General features: G+C 72.3%; 15 protein-coding genes. 6 read left to right on the top strand and 9 right to left on the bottom strand.

Features of this window, described 5'->3' with window-relative positions; translation table 11 throughout:
- Positions 1-38 precede the first annotated feature (38 nt).
- The 3 genes from FM125_RS10505 to FM125_RS12350 form a co-directional block, all read right to left on the bottom strand.
- A complete protein-coding gene (locus FM125_RS10505; protein ID WP_087134559.1) occupies positions 39-1013 on the bottom strand; it encodes a 4-(cytidine 5'-diphospho)-2-C-methyl-D-erythritol kinase in 975 nt (324 codons plus the stop codon).
- Positions 1010-1945 (bottom strand): 16S rRNA (adenine(1518)-N(6)/adenine(1519)-N(6))-dimethyltransferase RsmA, encoded by a 936-nt coding sequence (gene rsmA, locus FM125_RS10500; RefSeq protein ID WP_087134625.1) that lies wholly within the window; start codon positions 1943-1945, stop codon positions 1010-1012. The genes FM125_RS10505 and rsmA overlap by 4 nt, the downstream gene beginning before the upstream one ends.
- Positions 1946-2027: 82 nt before the next feature.
- A complete protein-coding gene (locus FM125_RS12350; RefSeq protein WP_087134558.1) occupies positions 2028-3122 on the bottom strand; it encodes a transglycosylase family protein in 1095 nt (364 codons plus the stop codon).
- 271 nt (positions 3123-3393) lie between these two features.
- Here FM125_RS12350 and FM125_RS10490 point away from each other — a divergent pair, with 271 nt between their 5' ends.
- From FM125_RS10490 to FM125_RS10480, 3 genes are read left to right on the top strand one after another with little or no spacing between them, the layout of a single operon-like run.
- Positions 3394-4395: an AAA family ATPase gene (locus tag FM125_RS10490; protein ID WP_087134557.1), complete on the top strand. Its 1002-nt coding sequence runs from the start codon at positions 3394-3396 to the stop codon at positions 4393-4395.
- Positions 4392-5624 (top strand): DUF58 domain-containing protein, encoded by a 1233-nt coding sequence (locus FM125_RS10485; RefSeq protein ID WP_070638797.1) that lies wholly within the window; start codon positions 4392-4394, stop codon positions 5622-5624. Before FM125_RS10490 ends, FM125_RS10485 begins: the two co-directional genes overlap by 4 nt.
- On the top strand, positions 5624-7984 hold the full coding sequence (locus FM125_RS10480; RefSeq protein ID WP_070638795.1) for a transglutaminase TgpA family protein: 2361 nt from the start codon (positions 5624-5626) through the stop codon (positions 7982-7984). Before FM125_RS10485 ends, FM125_RS10480 begins: the two co-directional genes overlap by 1 nt.
- Positions 7985-8069: 85 nt before the next feature.
- Here FM125_RS10480 and FM125_RS10475 read toward each other — a convergent pair whose 3' ends face one another.
- The 3 genes from FM125_RS10475 to rsmI all read right to left on the bottom strand — a co-directional run bounded on the left by FM125_RS10475 (position 8070) and on the right by rsmI (position 11683).
- The gene (locus tag FM125_RS10475; RefSeq protein ID WP_087134624.1) at positions 8070-9047 is read right to left on the bottom strand and encodes a TatD family hydrolase; all 978 of its coding nucleotides are present in this window, start codon (positions 9045-9047) and stop codon (positions 8070-8072) included.
- Between the two features lie 103 nt (positions 9048-9150).
- Positions 9151-10632: an NAD-dependent succinate-semialdehyde dehydrogenase gene (locus tag FM125_RS10470; RefSeq protein ID WP_087134555.1), complete on the bottom strand. Its 1482-nt coding sequence runs from the start codon at positions 10630-10632 to the stop codon at positions 9151-9153.
- A gap of 199 nt (positions 10633-10831) precedes the next feature.
- Positions 10832-11683 (bottom strand): 16S rRNA (cytidine(1402)-2'-O)-methyltransferase, encoded by an 852-nt coding sequence (rsmI, locus tag FM125_RS10465; protein ID WP_087134554.1) that lies wholly within the window; start codon positions 11681-11683, stop codon positions 10832-10834.
- A 139-nt stretch (positions 11684-11822) separates the two neighbouring features.
- On the opposite strand from rsmI, the gene FM125_RS10460 reads away from it, so the two are divergent.
- The gene (locus tag FM125_RS10460; protein WP_087134553.1) at positions 11823-13454 is read left to right on the top strand and encodes a dolichyl-phosphate-mannose--protein mannosyltransferase; all 1632 of its coding nucleotides are present in this window, start codon (positions 11823-11825) and stop codon (positions 13452-13454) included.
- A gap of 60 nt (positions 13455-13514) precedes the next feature.
- Positions 13515-15371, top strand: coding sequence for an AMP-dependent synthetase/ligase (locus FM125_RS10455; RefSeq protein WP_087134552.1), 1857 nt, complete (start codon positions 13515-13517; stop codon positions 15369-15371).
- A 100-nt stretch (positions 15372-15471) separates the two neighbouring features.
- Here the strand turns inward: FM125_RS10455 and FM125_RS10450 are convergent, their stop codons facing one another.
- Genes FM125_RS10450 through FM125_RS12345 form a run of 3 tightly spaced genes read right to left on the bottom strand, consistent with a single transcriptional unit; the run spans position 15472 to position 19107 of the window.
- A complete protein-coding gene (locus FM125_RS10450) occupies positions 15472-16950 on the bottom strand; it encodes a TIGR01906 family membrane protein (RefSeq protein ID WP_087134551.1) in 1479 nt (492 codons plus the stop codon).
- 39 nt (positions 16951-16989) lie between these two features.
- On the bottom strand, positions 16990-18543 hold the full coding sequence (gene ahcY / locus FM125_RS10445) for an adenosylhomocysteinase (protein ID WP_245829982.1): 1554 nt from the start codon (positions 18541-18543) through the stop codon (positions 16990-16992).
- A 48-nt stretch (positions 18544-18591) separates the two neighbouring features.
- Positions 18592-19107 carry a DUF3499 domain-containing protein gene (locus FM125_RS12345; protein ID WP_257994798.1) on the bottom strand — a complete coding sequence of 172 codons (516 nt, stop codon included), beginning with the start codon at positions 19105-19107 and terminating at the stop codon, positions 18592-18594.
- Between the two features lie 63 nt (positions 19108-19170).
- On the opposite strand from FM125_RS12345, the gene FM125_RS10435 reads away from it, so the two are divergent.
- On the top strand, positions 19171-19689 hold the full coding sequence (locus FM125_RS10435) for a hypothetical protein (protein ID WP_143745339.1): 519 nt from the start codon (positions 19171-19173) through the stop codon (positions 19687-19689).
- Positions 19690-19743: the final 54 nt, after the last annotated feature.

Below are 19743 nucleotides of genomic sequence, written 5' to 3'. Positions count from 1 at the left end.
CGTCAGAGGGGCCGGAGCCGACCCGTGTGGCGCGCCGGTCAGAGCAGGCCGGCACCGTGGACGGGGCCGTGGACCGGGATCGCCTCGATGCCGGTCCGTTCCTTCACCGCGGTCGCCAGGCGTTCGGCCTCCTGCTCGTCCCGGGCCACGAACAGCAGCGTGGGACCGGAGCCGGAGACCATGCCGCGCAGCGCCCCCTCGTCCAGGCCGAGGTCGAGGACGTCGGACAGCTCCGGGAACAGGGAGACGGCCGGCGTCTGCAGGTCGTTGTCCATGGCCAGGGCAAGCGCCAGCGGGTCGGCGAGGGCCAGGGCGCGGACCACGTCCTGGTTCACCTCTACGCCCCCAGGAGAGTCCAGGGTGCCGTCGGCCCGAAGGCGGTCGAGTGCCTCGAACACCACCGACGTCGAGAGTCCGCCGTCCGCCGGGACCACCACGAGATGCACGGGATTCCGGGCTGCCACGGGGGTCAGGTCGGTGCCGGTGCCCAGACCGACCGCGGCTCCTCCGACCACGGAGAAGGGGACGTCCGCTCCGAGCTCCGCGGCGAGCTCGGCGAGTCCCGAGCGGGTCAATCCGGTGTCCCAGAGGGCGGAGCAGGCCACGAGTGCCGCCGCGGCGTCGGCCGACCCCCCGCCCATGCCGCCGGCGACGGGGACCTGCTTGGCCACCTGGAGGTCCACGCCGTGGGTCTCGGGGTCCAGCCCCATGCGTTCGCGCAGCAGCACGGCGGCACGGTGGGCGAGGTTGGACTCGTCCCACGGGACTTCGTGGGCGTCCACGAGGCTCACGTGGCGAGGGCAGGGACCCACGGTGATGCGGCCGTCGTCCCTGGCCACCGCGGTGACGGTCTCCGTCAGGGACACGGCCAGGTACACGCTGGCGACGTCGTGGTAGCCGTCCGGGCGCAGCGGTCCGACCCGGAGGGAGACGTTGACCTTGCCCGGCGCGGTGGCGGTGACGTGGCGGCGGGCGACGTCGCTGTGGACATCATGGCGCGCGTGCGTGTTCATGCGGTCTCCTCAGTCACCCGGGCACCACGGGCCACGGCGATGCGGGCGAAGTCCGCGATGCCGAGGGTCTCACCGCGGGTCTGGGGCTCGACGCCGGCGGTGCGCAGCGCGTCCTCCGCGGCGGAAGCGCCGCCCGCCCAGCCGGACAGGGCGGCGCGCAGGGTCTTGCGGCGCTGGGCGAAGGCCGCGTCCACCGCTGCGAACACGTCCTCACGCTCGACGCCTGCCACCGGCGGCTGCTCGGCACGCTCGAAGGCGACGAGCCCGGAGTGGATGCGGGGCGCCGGCCAGAACACCTGGGTGCCGATGGTGCCGACCTTGCGCACGGGGCCGTACCAGGCGGCCTTGGCCGACGGCACCCCGTAGACCTTCGAGCCGGGTCCGGCGGCGAGCCGGTCGGCCACCTCCTCCTGCACCATGACGAGCCCGTGGCGGATGTCCGGGAAGTGCTCGAGCACATGCAGGAGCACGGGCACGGCCACGTTGTACGGCAGGTTCGCCACGAGCGCGGTCGGGCCGCTCTGCGCCGCAGCCGGTCGGACCGCGTCGACCTCTTCGGGCGTCACCGTCATCGCATCGCCGTGGAGGACGGCGAGGCGTGCGGAGGCGCCCGCACGCATCGCGGAGGCGGTCGCGGGGAGGCGGGCGGCCGTCGTCGGGTCGATCTCCACGGCGGTCACGGCGGCCGCGGCGTCCATGAGGCCGAGGGTGAGCGATCCCAGACCCGGGCCGACCTCGAGGACGTGCTCGTCTTCGGCGAGCTCGGCGGCGGCGACGATGCGGCGGATGGTGTTCGGGTCGATCACGAAGTTCTGCCCCCAGGACTTGGTGGGGCGCAGGTCCAGCTCCGTGGCGATGCGCCGGATGTCCGCGGCGCTGAGCAGCGGGGCGACGCCGGGCGCGGCGGAGGTGTCGTCGGCGTGGTCGGGCATGGTCACGAGTCTATCGACCGCAGACGCGCCGCGGCCCGGCCCCTGTGGAGGGACCGGGCCGCGGCATCATGCGCAGGTCGGGTCAGGACAGACCCAGCTGGGCCGCGCAGCTGGGCCAGGCGCCCCAGCCTGCCATGGCCTGGATCTTCTTGCCCATGATGATCTGCTGCTCACGGGTGGCCATGTGCGGCATCGGGGCGTACTGGGTGCCGCCGTTGGCGACCCACACGTCCTGCTTGAACTGGATGCCCCCGTAGAAGCCGTTGCCGGTGTTGATGGACCAGTTGCCACCGGACTCGCACTGCGCCAGGCGGTCCCACACGGAGTCGTCAGACGTGGTGGAGGCGGTGCGCTCGACGGCGACGCGCTCGGTGGCGACGCTCTGCTGGGCGGCCTGCTCTGCAGCCTTCTGCTCTGCAGCCTTCTGCTCGGCGGCCTGCTTCGCCTTGGCCTCCTCGGCGGCCTTCTGCTGCGCGGCCTTCTCGGCGGCCTTCTGCTGCGCGGCCTTCTCCTCAGCGGCGCGCTGCTGGGCAACCTTCTCGGCCCACGCCTTCTCCGCGGCCTCACGCTCGGCAACCTTCTTCGCCCAGGCCTCCTCCGCGGCCTTCTGCTGCGCGGCCTGGTGCTCGGCGGCCTTCTGCTCGGCGGCGCGGCGCTCGGCTGCCTTCTCGGCCCAGGCCTTCTCCATGGCCTCACGCTCGGCAACCTTCTCCGCCCAGGCCTTCTGCTGCGCAGCCCTCTGCTCGGCGGCCTTCTTCTCAGCCTTCTGCTCGGCGGCCTTCTTCTTCTCGGCCTCGCGCTCGACGGCCTTCTTCTTCTCGGCCTGCTCAGCCTTCTCGGCAGCAGCGCGGCGCTTGGCTGCCTTCTTCTCGGCCGTCTCAGCCTTCTGCTCGGCGGCGGCCTTCTTCTCGGCCGCCTCGGCCTTCTCCGACTTCTCGGCAGCCTTCTTCTCAGCCTTCCGGGCCTTCTCAGACTCCTCGGCCTGACGCTCGACGTCCCCGCCCTTGTCCGCCTCGTCCTTCTCCACCTGAGCCACGCGCTCCAGGGTCACGTCCTCCTGCTTCGCCTGGGCGGCATCGTCCTGACCGGCGCATCCGGTCAGACCGAGGGCGGCGATCGCAGCGACGGCGGCCAGACGGCCGGGACGGGTCGAACGCAGATTCGGGGCAGACAGCATGAAGCCTTCTCTCCTCAAGGGGACTCGGACAGTCACACGCTGGCCACGGCATCTCAGCCGTGCAGCTGCGGCAGATCACGCCGACGTAGGGACCTATCACGAGATGAACGGGATCGACGATAACGACTTGGTCACGGTAGATCAAGGATCGGTGACGAACCGCACCGTCCGAACTGTTCCACATCACGGGGCGTAGGCTGGCCGGAACAGAGGCCGTGCGCATCCCGCGGGCGGTCACCTCCCCGGCCCCGCCTGACAGGAGTTCACGTCCATGCGCCCTGGCACTCCCGCCTTCACCGAGCTCACCGACGCCCTCATCGCGAGGATCCAGGAGGTGGTCGAAGGCAAGCCCGAGGCCGTCCGGACCGCGGTCCTGGTACAGCTGGCCGGCGGCCACCTGCTGGTGGAGGACGTCCCCGGCGTCGGCAAGACCCTGCTCGCCCGGACGCTGGCCGGAGCCGTCGGCGGCGATGTGAACCGCATCCAGTTCACCCCGGACCTGCTGCCGGCGGACATCACGGGCGTCTCCGTGTTCCACCAGGAGCGCCACGACTTCCAGTTCCGCCCCGGCCCGGTGTTCGCCCACCTTGTGATCGCGGACGAGATCAACCGTGCCTCGGCCAAGACGCAGGCAGCCCTCCTGGAGGCCATGGAGGAGCACCGGGTGTCCGTGGACGGCACCACGCACCGCCTGCCGGACCCGTTCATGGTGGTCGCCACCCAGAACCCCTCCGACTCCCAGGGCACGTACCCGCTGCCGGAGGCCCAGCGGGACCGCTTCATGGCCCGCATCTCCATGGGCTACCCGGACACGGACGCCGAGGTGCTGATGCTGGCCCACCACACCCACGACCCGGACCGCCCCGACGCGGCCGTCCAGGACGACGTCGAGCCCGTCATGGATGTGGACACCGCCCGCAGCCTGATCGCCGCCACCTCCCTGGTCGCCGTCGGCGAGCCGGTGCGCCGCTACCTCGTGGCGCTCGGCCAGGCCACCCGCCGGCACGCCGACGTGCGCGTGGGCGCGAGCCCGCGCGCGCTGGTGCAGTGGATGTCGGCCGCCCGCGCCGAAGCCGCACTGAGCGGCCGCGACTACGTGGTCCCGGACGACGTGCGCGCCGTGGCCCATGTGGTCCTGGCCCACCGCCTGCTGCTGGACGGACCCGTCCGCCATGACACCACCTCGCCGCAGGCGCGCCGCATCGTGGACGAGGTCCTCTCCCAGGTCCAGGCCCCCTTCGCCTCCCGCGCCGAGGCTCGAGCCGCCCGATGAGCGCGCCGCTGACCCGGCTGCCCCGGTTCCGTCCCCGTGCCGACGCCGTGGGGCTCATGATCCTCGGCGTCGTGCTCCTGGCGCTCGGCCCGGTACTGGGCCGACGTGAGGCGATCGCGGTGGGCCTGTTCCTGCTGATCCTCGTGCTGGCCGCCCTGGTCCTGACACTCGTCGAGCTCGTCCTCACCCGTCGCGCCTGGGAGCGGTCCTGGATCGGTCTGGCCGCTCCGCGCACGGACAGCCTGCACGGACTGCACGAACGGCTCGAGCCCCTGGACCTCACCGTGCACACGCGCGCTGACTCCCTGTCCGGCGGCGCCGGCCTCGAGGTGTACCTCCCCGAGTCCCTGCGTCCCGACGACGGCCCCTCGCCTCGGTCTCGACGCCTCCGCCGTCTGTGGCGCTCCGCCCGGGCCGGCGGGTGGACCCCGTTGCGCGGCTCGGCGCTCTCCCTGTTCCCCCACTGGCGAGGTCGCTACGAGCTGGACGCCGTCCGCTGCCGCGTCACCGGACCGTTCGGCCTGTGGAGCGCACGTCAGCGGATCGCCGTCCCCCAGGAGGCCGAGCTGCCAGTGGGCCCGCGCCGCAGGCCTCTCCCGGCGAACCTGGACCGGGTGCTGATGGCCCAGGTGGCGCGCGCCATCGGGTATCGACGCACCCAGCGCCCGGACGACGTCGGGCTGCGCGAGCACACGGCCGGCGACGCCCTGCACCGCGTGCACTGGGGCGCCACCGCACGCGCCGGCCAGCTCATGGTGCGCGCCGAGGAGCCCGAGGACCGGGCGCCGGTCCAGCTGCTCGTGGACCGCACCCTCGGCTCGGGTGAGCCGCAGAGGCACGTGTCCCCGTCCGGCCACGAGGTGAGCACGGACGATGCCCTGGAGGCCGTCGTGGCCACCGCCGCCGCCGTCGAGAACTCCCTGCGGTCCCAGACGGACCTGGACGTGGACGTGGTGGACCACACCGGCGACCGCTTCGACCCCGCCTCGGCCTGGACCGACATGTACGGTGCGGACCGTGAAGGGGCGCCCTGGTCACTGCGCCGCGACGCCATCGACGGTGCGGCCGTGATGCTCGTGGCCGTCGTCGGCGCCTCGACGCCGCATCCTCCTGCGGCGCCTGCGCAGCGCGGAGCCGTGGTGCTGGTGACCGAGGCCGCGGCCGCCGAGGCAGACCGCTGGCGCTCTGCCGGCTGGAACGTCCTGACGAGCACGGGAGGAGACCGATGATGTCCGCCGCACCCACCGTCTCCGCCCCGGTCCAGGACGACGCGTCGGCCGCCGACGCGCCCCCGACGTTCCCCCGTGCCCTGCTCGGCTGCGCCGCGGTCGCACTGCTGTCCCTGGTCCTGATCGGTGCCGCGGCGCAGGCCGCGGACGCCCTCTTCGCCGGACCCTGGTTCTGGGCCGCGTTCCTGCCGTGCATCGCCTTTGCCGTCGCCTGGACGCCGGTGACCGCCTGGTTCGAACACCGTGACGCCTCCGGCGACACCGCAGGGCTGCTGGGCGTGCTGGCCGGTGCCGTGGTCGCCGCAGTCTTCTGGCTGCGCATCGGCTGGTCCGAGACCCTGCTGCTCGGCGCCCTCCCGACCGGACAGACGTTCGGAGCCCTGCAGGAGGAGATCTCCCTCCTGGGCCGGACGATCGCGCAGGAGACCCCGCCCATCACCGCATCCGCAGGCGCAGTCGCCAGCACCTGCGCGGTGCTGCTGCTCGCGCTCGCGCTGACACTGCTGCTCGCCCGCTCCCTGGACCAGCCCACCCTCGCCGGCGCACCGGCGCTGACCCTGGTCGTCATCGGCGCGGTGGTGACCGCGGGAGTGACTCCGCTGCCGGCGATGCTGCTGGCCGCCGCCGCCTGGATGGGGCTGATGTGGCTGGCGCACCCGACCCGGCGCGTCCGCAGCGCCCTGGGCTCGGCGGGCACCGCCGCGGCGGCCCTTCTGGCCCTGCTGGTCGCCGCGGCGACCCTGCCGCAGCTGACCTCCGGCCTGCTTCCGGAGGGCCAGCGGTGGACGTCCGGCCAGAGCTCCGGCCCCCAGCTGAACACCGAGGTGAACCTCGGCGAGGACCTGCGCCGCACCCCCGGCCCCACGGGCATCTCCCTCACCACCGAGGACGGGACCGGCCGGTACCTGCGCACCGGCGTGGTGGAGGACATCATGGCGGACACGTGGCACCTGCGCCGTCCGGATGACAACGCCCCCTTCGCCCGCCAGGAGATCGCCTTCCCGCAGCCCGGGCTGCCGCAGACCACGGAACAGGTGACCGTGACGTTGGACCGGTTCTCCCCCGACTGGATCCCCGTGCCGAACGGCGCCCAGCGTGTTCCGGCGGCCGAGGACGACTGGGTGCCGCTGCTGCAAGACACCGTCATCGCGCGGCCGACGCCGACCCGTCTGTCCGGCGGCCTCACGCTGATCGACTCGGCGATCGCGGCCTCCCCCGAGGACATGCCCACCCACCTTGAGCAGGCGGCAGGCACAGACCAGGAGGGGCCGGACCGGGACCGCATGAGCGCGGACGAGCGTGCCCAGCTCCAGGACTCCGAGCTCGCCCGCCAGGCCGAGGAGGTCATGGGCGGCGGCGCCTCCGACTGGGAGAAGGCCAACGCCCTGCAGGCCTGGCTGCGTTCGGACGAGTTCGACTACTCCACCACGGCCCCCGTCGACGACGACTACGACGGCTCCGGGCTGTCCATGACGGAGCAGTTCCTCCAGAAGCGCACCGGCTACTGCGTGCACTTCGCCTCGGCCTTCGCCCTGATGGCGGAGTCGCAGGGGCTGCAGACCCGCATCGTCATCGGCTACGCCCCGGAGACCGGTCAGGCCGGTGAACCCACCGACATCCCCTCGAACCGGGCCCACGCGTGGCCGGAGGTCTACTTCGACGGAGTCGGCTGGATCGCCTTCGAGCCGACCTCCGGCGTGGCCGATGCCCCGGACTACACCGACCCGGAGGCCGGTGCCGGTGCCGGCGCCCTGCCGTCCGAGTCCGCCTCGCCGTCTGCCTCCGAACCGGCCTCGCCGAGCCCGACCGAGATCTTGCCCTCGGCCTCCACATCGGCCTCTCCCTCGCCCACCGAGGCTGCGAGCCCGACCGCGTCGCCGGAGTCCACCGAGCAGGCCGGGGACGAGCCGCAGAAGCCCGGTGTCTCGGCCGCCGACGTGTTCCGTGTGGTCGGCATCGTGCTCGGCGTCCTCCTGCTCATGGCCGTGGTCGCCGCGGCGGTCTTCGGGCCTGCGTGGTGGCGCAGGCGCCGTCGGCGGCGTCGTCTGGAGGGCCCGTGGGAGGGCGAGGACCAGGCGCGTGCCCGCGTGCTGGCCGCCTGGGCCGAGGTGCGGGACACCGCAGCCCGTTCGAAGGTCCGGCAGGGCCCCTCCCAGGCCGAGGCCGAGGCGGCCGCCGCGTGGGTGGCCCTCGTGCCGGAGCGCCAGGAGGAGATGGACACCGTCCGGTCCGCGGTCCAGTGGGCCCGCTACGCGCCGTCCACCAGCCCGGCCCCCACGGATCCCGCCGCGGTCTCGGCGGCGGCCGGTGCCGTCGTCGAGGCGATGGACGAGGCGAAGAAGGAGCGGAAGAGGGACTGATGCCCGGCCGGTGACGGAAGCACCGAGGGCCCTGGGCGGAACGTCCCAGGGCCCTCGACCGGTGCGCCGGACGGACCCCGGCCCGTCAGAACTCTCCGTACACCGCCGTCGTGTTCGCGTCGATCGCACGGGCGAGGTCGTCCACGTCCGACCCGCGCACCTGCGCCATGTGCCGCAGGGTGTACGGCACCAGGTAGGGGGCGTTGGGGCGCCCCCGGTACGGGTGCGGCGTCAGGAAGGGCGCGTCGGTCTCGACAAGCAGCAGGTCCTCGCGGGCCTCGAGGAGGGCTTCGCGCAGGGCGTCGTTGGCCTTGAACGTCACCGGGCCGGCGAAGGACATGTGCCAGCCGTGTTCGTTGCAGATGCGTGCCAGGTCGACCCCACCGGAGAAGCAGTGGAACACGACCTTCTCCGGGAGCCCCCCTGCGCCCTGCTCCTCCAGCAGGATGCGGACGACGTCGTCGTGGGCGTCGCGGTCATGGATCTGCACTGCCTTGCCCAGGGTGCGGGCGAGCCGGATGTGCCAGCGGAAAGACTCCTGTTGGACGGCATGACCGGCCTCATCGCGTGTGCGGAAGTAGTCCAGGCCGGTCTCCCCCACGGCGCGGACCCGCGGATGTGCCGCGAGGAGTTCGATCTCGGCGAGCGCCTCGTCCAGGGACCCGCGCTCGGCGTGCCGTGCGGCGTCGTTCGGGTGGATGGCCACGGCGCCGAGCAGCCGCGGGTCCGCCTCGATGGACTCGACGGTGAAGCGGGCCGAGGCCACATCGCAGCCCACCTGCACGGCGCCGCGGACGCCCACGGCCTCGGCCGCGTCCATCGCCTGCGACGGCGTGACGGTCACCAGGCCGTCGCGGAAGTCCAGGTGGGTGTGGTTGTCCACCACGGGCACCGGCAGCGGCTCCGGCGCGGGTGGATACTCGAGGCGGCGCTTCCGGCCCGTCTTCTCGTCCTTCTCGTCGCGGCGGGGACCGTCGCCGGCCGGGGCTTCGGCCTGCCGGGGCAGGTAGGCCTCGGGGACCGAGGGCGGCTCGGCGTGGTCGGGGCTCAGTTCAGTGGGCATGCGGCCCACTCTAGGACGGCCACGGCCCCCGGAGTCTCCTCCGGGGGCCGTGGCCTCGGTTGCTGTGCGGCGGGTCAGCGCAACAGCGCAGCCGGTCAGCGCATCACTTGCCCGCGTACGGGTCGGCGATGCCGATGTACTGGACGGTGGTGTACTCCTCGATGCCCTCGGCCCCGCCCTCACGGCCGAGGCCGGACTGCTTGACGCCGCCGAACGGGGCCGCCGGGTTGGAGATCACGCCGGCGTTGTAGCCCACCAGGCCGAACTCGATCTGCTCGGAGACCCGGTACATGCGGGTGTAGTCCTTGGAGAAGATGTAGGACGCCAGGCCGTACTCGGTGTCGTTGGCCATCTCGATGGCCTCCTCCTCGGTGGAGAAGGTGACGATCGGGGCCACGGGGCCGAAGATCTCCTGCTTCAGGATCGGGTTGTCCTTGTCCACCTTGAGTGCGGTGGGCTGGTAGAAGTAGCCCGGGCCCTCGACCTTGTCGCCGCCGGTGAGCACCTCGCCGCCGGCGTCCACGGCCTCGGTGACGAGCGCGTGGATGTCATCGCGGGCGCCCTCGTCCACGATCGGGCCGAGGGTGGAGTCCGGGTCGGTGCCGCGCAGCGGCTTGAGGGCCTCGAGCCTGGCCACGAACTTCTTCGTGAACTCCTCGGCCACGTCCTCGTGGACGAGGAAGCGGTTGGCGGCGGTGCAGGCCTCGCCCATGTTGCGCATCTTGGCGGCGAAGGCGCCCTCCACCGCGGCGTCGAGGTCGGCGTCCTCGAACACGATCAGCGGGGCGTTGCCGCCGAGCTCCATGGAGGTGCGCAGCACGTTCTTGGCGGCGTCCTGCATCAGCTTCACGCCCACCGGGGTGGAGCCGGTGAAGGAGACCTTGCGCAGGCGCGGGTCCTCGAGGATGGGGCCGGAGATCGCGGAGGCGGAGGAGCCGGAGACCACGTTGAGCACGCCCTTGGGCAGGCCGGCCTCCTGCATGACCTGCGCGAACAGCTGGGTGGTCAGCGGGGTGAGCTTGGCGGCCTTGAGCACCATGGTGCAGCCGGCGGCGACGGCGGGGCCGACCTTGCGGGTGGCCATGGCCAGCGGGAAGTTCCAGGGGGTGATCAGCAGGCAGGGGCCAACCGGCTTGTGGTTCACCTGCATCTTCAGGGTGCCCTCGGGCACGGTCAGGGTGCGGCCGTAGTGGCGGCCGGCCTCCTCGGAGAACCAGCGCAGGAACCCGTTGCCGTAGGTGACCTCGCCGCGGGCCTCGGCCAGGGGCTTGCCCATCTCGAGGGTCATCAGCAGCGCGAAGTCCTCGGCGCGCTCGTTGATCATGTCGTAGGCCCGGCGCAGGATGTCTGCCCGTTCCTTGGCCGGGGTGCGGGCCCAGTCCTTCTGTGCGGCGCAGGCGGCGTCGAAGGCGGCCATCGCGTCGTCCGAGCCGCCGTCCTGCAGGGAGGCGAGGACCTCGCCGGTGGCCGGGTCCTTCACGTCGAAGGTCGTGCCGGAGGAGGCCTCACGCCACTCTCCGTCGATCAGCAGGCCCTTCGGGACGGACTCCAGCAGGGCCTTCTCACGTTCGGCGGTCACGGTCATGGTGCACCTCTCTCACACGGGGTCGTCGGCTCGCCTGCCCCGGCGGCCGCTTGCCTGTCAGCTCCAACGGTGGGCCGGGCCGGGCTCATTCCCGGCGCCCGCTCCCTCCGGGGCCTCTACCGCGCATCCTACTGACCGACAGGGCCTGTGCCCCACGGCTGTCCGACGCTCGGGCACTCCCGACGCCGCGGGGACCGGATCAGCCTTTCCGGGCCGCCAGCACCGCGTCGTACAGCTCGTTCTTGCGCACGCCGTGGGCGGCCGCCACCTCGGCGGCGGCCTGCTTCATCCGCTCGCCGTCGGCAACCCTCTGCTCGACGACGGCCACCAGCTCCTGCAGGATCGTCGCCTCCGCCTCGCCACCGGGGCCGACGACGAGGACGATCTCACCGCGGATGCCCTCGCCCGCCTGACGCTCACGGGCCCAGTCCCGCAGCTCGCCGACGGTGCCGCGGACGATCTGCTCGTGCAGCTTCGTCAGCTCGCGGGCCACGCATGCGGGGCGGTCCGCTCCGAGCACCTCCACGAGGGACTCCAGCGCCGCCGTGATCCGCTGCGGGGACTCGAAGAACACCACGGTCCGCTGCTCGGTGCGGATCTGCTCGAAGGCGCGAGTCCGCTCCCCCGCCTTGCGCGGGACGAAGCCGTCGAAGGCGAAGCGGTCCGTCGGGAGCCCGGACAGGGCCAGCGCCGTCGTCACGGCACTGGCCCCCGGCGCGCAGGTCACGGCCAGCCCCTCGGCCGCGGCGGCGGCCACCAGCCGGTGGCCCGGATCGGAGACGGTCGGCATGCCGGCGTCGGTCACCACGGCCACGGTGGCCCCGTCCCGCACCAGAGCCAGCAGCCCCTGGGCGGAGGCGGCCTCGTTGTGCTCGTGGTGCGCCATGAGCCGCCCGGCCAGCGTCACGCCGAGCTTCCGGCACAGCTGCCGGGCCATGCGGGTGTCCTCCGCCGCCACCACGTCCGCGGTGGCGAGCACCTCGCGCAGCCGGTCGGTGGCGTCGCCGAGGTTCCCGATCGGCGTGGCCGCGAGGATCAGCTGTCCGGTCATGCGTGTTCCTCCCCTGTCGCCGGCAGGGCCGGCCTGCACCCACGGCGTCGTGGCAGGCACAGGCGCGTGCCGTCGTCGTCCAACACTGTCTGCGCCGCACTCTAGCCGCCACACCGACCCGGCCCCGTAGCATGGCAGGGTGCCCCGAACCTCCGTCGCCCCGCCCTCCCGTGCCCTGACCGGCGCGCGCGCCGGCGACCCGTTCTCCGAGGCAGCGCTGCGCGCCCGCCTCGACGTGCGGACGGCGGCGATGACGAGATGGGACTGGGTCGTCCCGCTGCTCATCGCGCTGGCGGCGGGCGTCATGCGGTTCACGGCCCTGGACTTCCCGGACCGGCTGGTCTTCGACGAGACCTACTACCCCAAGGACGCCTGGTCCCTGCTCCACTACGGCTATGAGCGCTCCTGGCCGGACGACGTGAACGACGCCTTCGCCGAGGGCACCGCCACCCCGGACCCGGACCCGGCCTATGTGGTGCACCCGCCGCTGGGCAAATGGCTGATCGGCCTCGGCATGCTGGTGTTCGGTCTGGACAACGGCTACGGCTGGCGCTCGGCCGCAGCCCTGGCCGGCACGCTCTCCGTGCTGCTGACGGTGCTGATCGGCCGCCGCCTGTTCCGTTCGCTCACCCTGGGCGCGCTGGCCGGCGTCCTGCTGGCCACCGAGGGCCACCACCTGATCCTGTCCCGCATCGGGCTGCTGGACATCTTCCTCTCCTTCTTCGTGGTCGCCGCCTTCTGGGCCCTGCTCAAGGACCGCGACGACGGCCGGGCACAGCTGGCGCGCCGCCTCGCCTCCTCGCTCGGCGCGGCGGGGGACCATGCCTGCCGACGACGGCTCCTCGCCTCCGGCCCGCTGCTGGGCTCGCGTCCGTGGCGGCTGGCGGCCGGCCTGCTGCTCGGCGCCGGCTGCGCTGTGAAGCTCTCCGGCCTGGCGTTCATGGCCGTGTTCGGGCTGATGACGGTGCTCTGGGACATGGAGGCCCGCCGCACCGCCGGCATCCGCCACTGGCTGCGCGCCGGCGTCACCCACGACGGCCTGGGTGCATTCCTCGCGGTGGTGGGCGGCGGCCTGGCCGTCTACCTGGCGTCCTGGACCGGGTGGTTCCTCAGCTCGGACGGCTACTACCGCCAGTGGGGCGCCGAGAACCCGCCGAGCGCCTGGTGGGAGCACCTGCTGCCGGACGCGCTGCGCTCGCTCATCCACTACCACCAGGAGTCCACGAACTTCCACGAGGGCCTCACCAGTCCCCACGACTACGCCTCCAGCCCCTGGACGTGGCCCTTCATGGGACGGCCCGTCAGCTACTTCTACGAAGGCGGCGATCCGGGCGAGGCGCCCTGCATCGGCATGGACGTCACGTGCTCCTCCGCCATCACGGACATCGCCAACCCCCTCCTCTGGTGGTCCGGTCTGGTGGCCGTGCTGGTGAGCCTGTGGCTCTGGATCGCGCGGCGGGACTGGCGCGCCGGCGCCCTGCTGGGGGCGTATCTCGCCGGCCAGGTGGTCTGGTTCCTGTGGCCGGAGCGCACCATGTTCTTCTTCTACACGGTGGCCTACGAGCCGTTCCTGGTGCTCATGGTGGTCCTGATGCTGTCTGTGCTGCTGCGTCCCGGCACCCGGCTCGGACGGCGGGGCGGCGCCCTGATCATCGTCGCGTACACGCTCCTGGTGCTCGCCGTCTCCGTGTTCTTCCTTCCCCTCTGGACCGGCGAGGTCCTCCCCTACGATCACTGGCGCTGGCGCATGTGGTTCGCCAGCTGGATCTGAGCCCCTCCGGGGCCGCTGCTGCTACGCAGATCACTCCGGGTGTCTGTAGGCTCTGTACCTGTGCAGAAGCCCACTAGCCTGACCGAGACCTCGACTGCCCTCGCCGCCGACCTGCCGGAGGACAGCAACATCACGGACCTCGTCCTGTCCTCCCAGGCCGAGGCCCCCCACGCCCCCGTGTACGCGGTGCGCAACGGCGCCGGCGGCTGGCTGGACGTGAGCTTCTCCGCCTTCCTGGACCAGGTCCGCAGCGTCGCCCGCGGCCTCATCGCCCGGGGTGTGGAGCCGGGAGACCGCGTGGCGATCTTCGCCCCCACCAGCTACGAGTGGGCCGTCCTGGACCAGGCGATCTGGTTCGCCGGCGCGATCTCCGTGCCGATCTACGAGACCTCCTCCGCCCACCAGGTCGAGCACATCCTCTCCGACTCCGGGACCACGCTGGTCGCCTGCGGCACCGCCTCGCACGAGAAGACCACCCAGCGCGCCGCCCTGGACGGCGGCCTGAAGGTGTCCACCTTCCAGCTATCCGGCGCCGGCCTGGACGAGCTCACCGCCGGCGGCACGGACGTGGACGACGCGACCCTGGAGGCCACCCGTTCCGCCGCGGACCTCGACGACGTCGCCTCGCTGGTCTACACCTCCGGGACCACCGGCAAGCCCAAGGGCGCCATGATCACGCACCGCAACTTCGCGGCGGGGGGCCTGAACGTGCTGGCGTTCGCCCACGAGGTCGTGGCCTGGAAGGAGTCCGGGCACAACTCCCGCACGCTGATGTTCCTGCCGTTGGCCCATGTGCTGGCCCACGCCGTGCAGGTCATCTGCCTCGTCGGCCGCATCCAGATCGCCCACACCCCCTCCATGGGCACGCTCACCCGGGACCTGGCCTCCTTCCGCCCGAACTGGCTGCTGGCCGTGCCCCGCGTGTTCGAGAAGCTGGAGGCCGGTGTGGCCACCAAGGCCAAGAACGCCGGGCAGGGGAAGGTCTTCGACGCCGCCCGCGCCACCGCGATCGCCTATTCGAAGGCCCAGGAGGACGCCGCACGCGGCACGGGCTCCGGGCCGTCCCTGGCACTGAGGGCCAAGCGCGCCGTGTTCGACCGCCTCGTGTTCGCCAAGCTGCGCGCGGCCCTCGGTGGGGCTGTGGAGTACTCGGTGTCCGGCGCCTCCGCCCTGGACCCGGAGCTGGCCCACTTCTTCCGCGGCGCCGGCCTGCCGATCATGGAGGGCTACGGCCTCACCGAGACCACCGCACCGGCCACCGTGAACATCCCCACCGCCATGCGCATGGGCACGGTGGGCCTGCCCGTGGCCGGCGCCACCGTGCGCATCTCCGAGGACTCCGAGGTGCTCGTCAAGGGTCCCATCGTGTTCAAGGGCTACTGGGAGAACGATCAGGCCACCGCCGAGTGCTTCGACGACGACGGCTACTTCCTCACCGGGGACCTCGGCACGCTCGACGAGGACGGCTACCTGTCCATCGTGGGCCGCAAGAAGGAGCTCATCGTCACCGCCGGCGGCAAGAACGTCTACCCCACCCCCATGGAGGAGGGGCTGCGCCGCGATCGCCTGGTCAACCACGTGGTGGTGGTCGGTGAGAACCGCCCCTATGTGGGTGCCCTCATCACCCTGGACCCCGAGGCCCTGGCCGAATGGTGCAAGGACAACGGCCGCGGCGAGATGAGCATGTCCGAGGCCGCCCAGGACGACCAGGTCCGTGCCGCCGTCCAGGAGGCTGTGGACCGGATCAACGAGGGTGTCTCCCGCGCCGAGTCCATCCGCAAGTTCGTGATCCTGGACCACGAGCTGTCCGAGGAATCCGGCCACGTGACCCAGTCCATGAAGCTCAAGCGCAGCACCGTGATGGAGGACTTCGAGGCGGAGGTGGAGGCCCTCTACGGCCCGCGCAAGAAGGTCTGATGCAAAAAACAAGCGGGCCCCGCACCGATCGTCTCGGTGCGGGGCCTGATCATGTGCGGGGCCGGCTGCCGGCCCGCGCCGGGTGGACGGCGTCGAGAGGTCAGCCGACCTCGACGTTGTCCTCGCGGTACCAGCGGCCACGGGTCGCCTCCAGCTGCAGGCGGCGGTCCCAGGCGGCCTCGCGGCGGCGACGGGTCGGAGCCGTGACGATCAGCGTGACCACGGCGACCAGCAGCGAGACCAGGGCGATGGCGATCGCCGCGTCGATCCAGAACTGGCCCGGGTACAGGCGGATCAGACCGTCGTTGGCCGCGAAGGTCCACGTCCCGTCCGCGAAGAACAGCTGGTGGAAGCCGGCGAACAGGCCCTCCCAGCCGAGGACGCCGAGCACGGCGAGCACCAGCACGGCCACGATGAACCACAGCGCCCCGGCGAACAGGGCACGGCGCACGCCGCCCGGGGAGTTCTTCACCAGGTAGGCGATCAGCAGGGCGCAGACGACCGCCAGGACGACGCCCACGGCCATGGTGACCAGCATGACCACCTTCACGTCCACCATGTGCGCGACCTCCGCCTCGGTGAACACCGGGTCTCCGTCCGCCTGCAGCTGGTGCAGGTAGCGGGCGCCGGCGGCGTTGAACAGGAAGTCGAGGCCGGCCGAGCCGTAGTGCAGACGGTCCTGGAGGGAGAAGCCGTACTGGTCCTCCGGGAAGCCCGGGCGGTGGTACTCCAGCCACAGGAACACCGGCGAGGCCACCAGGCGGACCACGCCGATCAGCAGCACGATCGGGGCGAGGATCGCCAGCAGGGTCTGCGCGATGCGCGGGCCGGTGACGGGCAGACGGCCGTCCGGGTCGCGCTGGGTGCGGGAGAACGCCTGGGTGGCCACTCCCCCGGCGCCGGCGACGGCCATCGGGGCGTGCGCGCCCCCGCGGTCGTAGGCGCCGCGCTCGGCCAGCTGGTCTTGCGAGTACGGCTCGCCACGGTCCGTGGAGGTCGCCCACGGACGCTCCGTGCGCTCGGCACGGACGTCGCGCTCAGCGTGGACGTCACGGCCGTCCCGGCGCTCGTCCACGGTGTCCATGACCCCGGTCGGGTAACCGGACCCGCCCTCCGGCGGCACCGGGGCCGAGGCCGCCACCGGACGGGTGGCCACCACGTCACGCTCGCCGGCGGCGCGGCCCGCGGTGTCCTGACGGCGCAGCTCGTCGATGTCCTCGCGACTCAGGGACGCCGTGGACTGGTGGTCCGCCTCGTCGGCCCACCCGGAACCGTCCTCACGGTCCTCACGGGACAGCACCATGGTCTCGTTCTCCTCGCCGGAGGCGCCCTCCCGCGGCAGGGCCACGGTCTCCTCGTCACCGGATGCCGAGCGGTCGGTGCGGTCGCCGCCGGAGGCGAGCGAGCCGTCGTCGTGGTCCTCCCGCGGCAGGGCCACGGTGCGGTTCGGGTCCTGGTCCGCGTCGTCCTCGATGAAGGCGCCGTAGTCCAGGCCGGACTCGAACTCGGAGGACTCGGCGGTCTGCTCGCCCTCCTTCTTGCCGAACGGCCGACGGCCGCCGGATGCGGTGGAGCTCATGGGGATCCCTCCTGGGGAAGTGGAAGCGGGTCGGGGGGCTCAGTAGCGGTAGTGGTCGGCCTTGTACGGACCGGCCACGTCCACGCCGAGGTACTCGGCCTGGACCTTGGTCAGCTCGGTCAGGCCCACGCCCAGGGCGTCCAGGTGCAGGCGCGCGACCTTCTCGTCCAGGATCTTCGGCAGGGTGTACACCTGCTTCTCGTAGTGGTCGCCGGTCAGGGCGCCGGTGCCGGCGGAGCCGCCGAACAGCTCGATCTGCGCCATCACCTGGTTGGTGAAGGACGCGGACATCACGAAGCTCGGGTGGCCGGTGGCGTTGCCCAGGTTCAGCAGACGGCCCTCGGAGAGCACGATGATCGAACGCTCAGCGTCCGAGCCGGCGTCGAAGGTCCACTCGTGCACCTGCGGCTTGATCTCCGTCTTGACCGTGTTCGGCAGGCGGTGGAGGCCGGCCATGTCGATCTCGTTGTCGAAGTGGCCCACGTTGCCGACGATCGCCTTGTCCTTCATCGCCGTCATGTGCTCGGCCATGATGATGTCCTTGCCGCCGGTGGTAGTGATGAAGATGTCACCGGCGGACACCACATCCTCGAGGCGGGCCACCTGGAAGCCGTCCATGGCGGCCTGCAGCGCGCAGATCGGGTCGATCTCGGTGACGATCACACGGGCACCCTGGCCGCGCAGGGCCTCGGCGGCGCCCTTGCCCACGTCGCCGTAGCCGCAGACCACGGCCACCTTTCCGCCGATCAGCACGTCCGTGGCACGCATGATGCCGTCCGGCAGGGAGTGGCGGATGCCGTACTTGTTGTCGAACTTGGACTTGGTGACCGAGTCGTTGACGTTGATGGCCGGGAACAGCAGCCGCCCGTCCTGGGCCAACTGGTACAGGCGCAGCACACCGGTGGTGGTCTCCTCGGACACGCCGCGGACCGTCTTCGCGGTGCGGGTCCAGTGCTGCGGGTCCTCCGCCAGGCGACGGCGCAGGGTCTGGAGGATGATCCGGTACTCCTCCGGGTCGTCCTCCGTGGCGGACGGCACGGCACCGGCGGCCTCGAACTCCACGCCCTTGTGGAGCAGCAGGGTGGCGTCGCCGCCGTCGTCCAGGATCACGTTCGGGCCCAGCTGCGGGTCCTCCGCGGCCCCCGGCCAGGTCAGGATCTGGGAGGCGGTCCACCAGTAGTCCTCGAGAGATTCGTTCTTCCAGGCGAACACCGGCACGCCGGCGGGGGCCTCGGGGGTGCCGGAGCCGACCACGACGGCCGCCGCGGCCTCGTCCTGGGTGGAGAAGATGTTGCAGGAGGCCCAGCGGACCTCGGCTCCCAGGGCGGTCAGGGTCTCGATGAGCACGGCGGTCTGCACGGTCATGTGCAGGGAGCCGGCAATGCGGGCGCCGGCCAGCGGCTGGGACTCGCCGTACTCCTCGCGCAGGGCCATCAGGCCCGGCATCTCGTGCTCGGCCAGGCGGATCTGGTGGCGGCCTGCCTCGGCGAGCGCGAGGTCACGGACCACGAAGTCGAAGTCCGCACCGGGCACGGTGGTGCGGTTGGAGTACTGCGGGTCGACGTCGGGCGTGGCAGCGGTGGTCTCAGTCATACGGACCAGCCTACGTCCGAGGCGCCTGTGAACGCGCGGGGCGCGGACTCAGTCGGCCTCCTCTGAGCCGCGGATCACACGCAGCCCTCCACGGCCGGGACGGGCCGGGCCGTCCGGGCCGCCCAGCGAGGGGCGCGGAGCCTGCTCGCCGTCCGCCGTGGGCCGGGATGCGGCCGACCGGGACGGGGCGGCATCGGTGACGGACGTGGCGGAGGGGGCGGGGCCGTCGTCGTGGGTCTCCTGCTGGTCCTGCCCGCGCGGCGGGACGGCCGAGGAGGCCGTGGGCGTGAGCGGTCGGGCCGTGCGCTGCGGGCGCAACGCGTTGGCGACCGCGAGCAGGTCGTCCGGACCCGGGACCGGCTCGTAGCGCTCGGGCAGCTCCAGACGCAGGATCTCCCAGCCTTTCGGGGCCGTCATGGCTGCGGCGTGCTCGCCGCAGAGGTCATAGGTGTGCGGCTCGGCGCGGCGCGAGAGCGGGCCGATGACCATCGCCGAGTCGGCATAGTTGTACGTCAGGGTGGCCAGCGCGTTCCGCTGGCACCCCGTCTTGCTGCATCGACGCATGGCTCCCACGGCGCACCACCCTACTCGGGATCGGGCGCGGCGCGGATGACCTAGCCTGTGGCCATGTCCGATTCGCCGTTCGCGCCGCTCGAGTTCTCCGCACAGCCGCGGGAGGAGTCTGCAGCCGGTGGGGAGGAGTCTGCGGCCGGCGGCGTGCCGTGGAGGTCCCGGGACCGGCACGGTCGCGGGCTGCGCCACCCGCTGCCGCTGGGACGGCGGGCGCGGCGGAGCCGGCAGGACCGGCTGGAGACGGCGGTGGAGAAGGCCGTGGAGAAGATCGGCGGGCTCGGCGAGCCGGCGCTGATCGGGATGGTGGTGCGGGTGCAGCGGATCCCGGACCACGCGGACGGGCTGCTGCGGGAGCTGAGGGCGGGGATGCCGCCCGGGCCGGAGCGGCTGTGGGCGAGCGTGGGACGGCGCGGCGACGGCACGCTGGTGGTGACCCTGCATGAACGGCCCATCCTCTCGGCCGTGGAGTCGGACGAGCTGGACACGGCGGTGTACGCGACCGTACTGGCCCGGTGCGCGGAGGAGATCGGCCGGGACCCGGAGCAGCTCGACCCGGGCTGGGGCAGCCTCTGAGCTGGGCCTCTGTGTTGTGGGGGACCACTGTGGGGGACCACTTTGGGGGACCAC

Origin of the sequence: Micrococcus lylae (assembly GCF_900163825.1) — a bacterium.
In the GTDB taxonomy this organism is placed as follows: Bacteria; Actinomycetota; Actinomycetes; order Actinomycetales; family Micrococcaceae; genus Micrococcus; species Micrococcus lylae.
The sequence above is the reverse complement of the archived record's forward strand: the minus strand, read 5'-3'. Positions and strand labels throughout refer to the sequence as shown.

What these genes read in the sequence shown, in the direction of transcription:
- FM125_RS10505 (WP_087134559.1), bottom strand. Translation starts at nt 1,013, where the DNA reads ATGAACACGCACGCGCGCCATGATGTCCACAGCGACGTCGCCCGCCGC.
- rsmA (WP_087134625.1), bottom strand. Translation starts at nt 1,945, where the DNA reads ATGCCCGACCACGCCGACGACACCTCCGCCGCGCCCGGCGTCGCCCCG.
- FM125_RS12350 (WP_087134558.1), bottom strand. Translation starts at nt 3,122, where the DNA reads ATGCTGTCTGCCCCGAATCTGCGTTCGACCCGTCCCGGCCGTCTGGCC.
- FM125_RS10490 (WP_087134557.1), top strand. Translation starts at nt 3,394, where the DNA reads ATGCGCCCTGGCACTCCCGCCTTCACCGAGCTCACCGACGCCCTCATC.
- FM125_RS10485 (WP_070638797.1), top strand. Translation starts at nt 4,392, where the DNA reads ATGAGCGCGCCGCTGACCCGGCTGCCCCGGTTCCGTCCCCGTGCCGAC.
- FM125_RS10480 (WP_070638795.1), top strand. Translation starts at nt 5,624, where the DNA reads ATGTCCGCCGCACCCACCGTCTCCGCCCCGGTCCAGGACGACGCGTCG.
- FM125_RS10475 (WP_087134624.1), bottom strand. Translation starts at nt 9,047, where the DNA reads ATGCCCACTGAACTGAGCCCCGACCACGCCGAGCCGCCCTCGGTCCCC.
- FM125_RS10470 (WP_087134555.1), bottom strand. Translation starts at nt 10,632, where the DNA reads ATGACCGTGACCGCCGAACGTGAGAAGGCCCTGCTGGAGTCCGTCCCG.
- rsmI (WP_087134554.1), bottom strand. Translation starts at nt 11,683, where the DNA reads ATGACCGGACAGCTGATCCTCGCGGCCACGCCGATCGGGAACCTCGGC.
- FM125_RS10450 (WP_087134551.1), bottom strand. Translation starts at nt 16,950, where the DNA reads ATGAGCTCCACCGCATCCGGCGGCCGTCGGCCGTTCGGCAAGAAGGAG.
- ahcY (WP_245829982.1), bottom strand. Translation starts at nt 18,543, where the DNA reads ATGACTGAGACCACCGCTGCCACGCCCGACGTCGACCCGCAGTACTCC.
- FM125_RS12345 (WP_257994798.1), bottom strand. Translation starts at nt 19,107, where the DNA reads ATGCGTCGATGCAGCAAGACGGGGTGCCAGCGGAACGCGCTGGCCACC.
- FM125_RS10435 (WP_143745339.1), top strand. Translation starts at nt 19,171, where the DNA reads ATGTCCGATTCGCCGTTCGCGCCGCTCGAGTTCTCCGCACAGCCGCGG.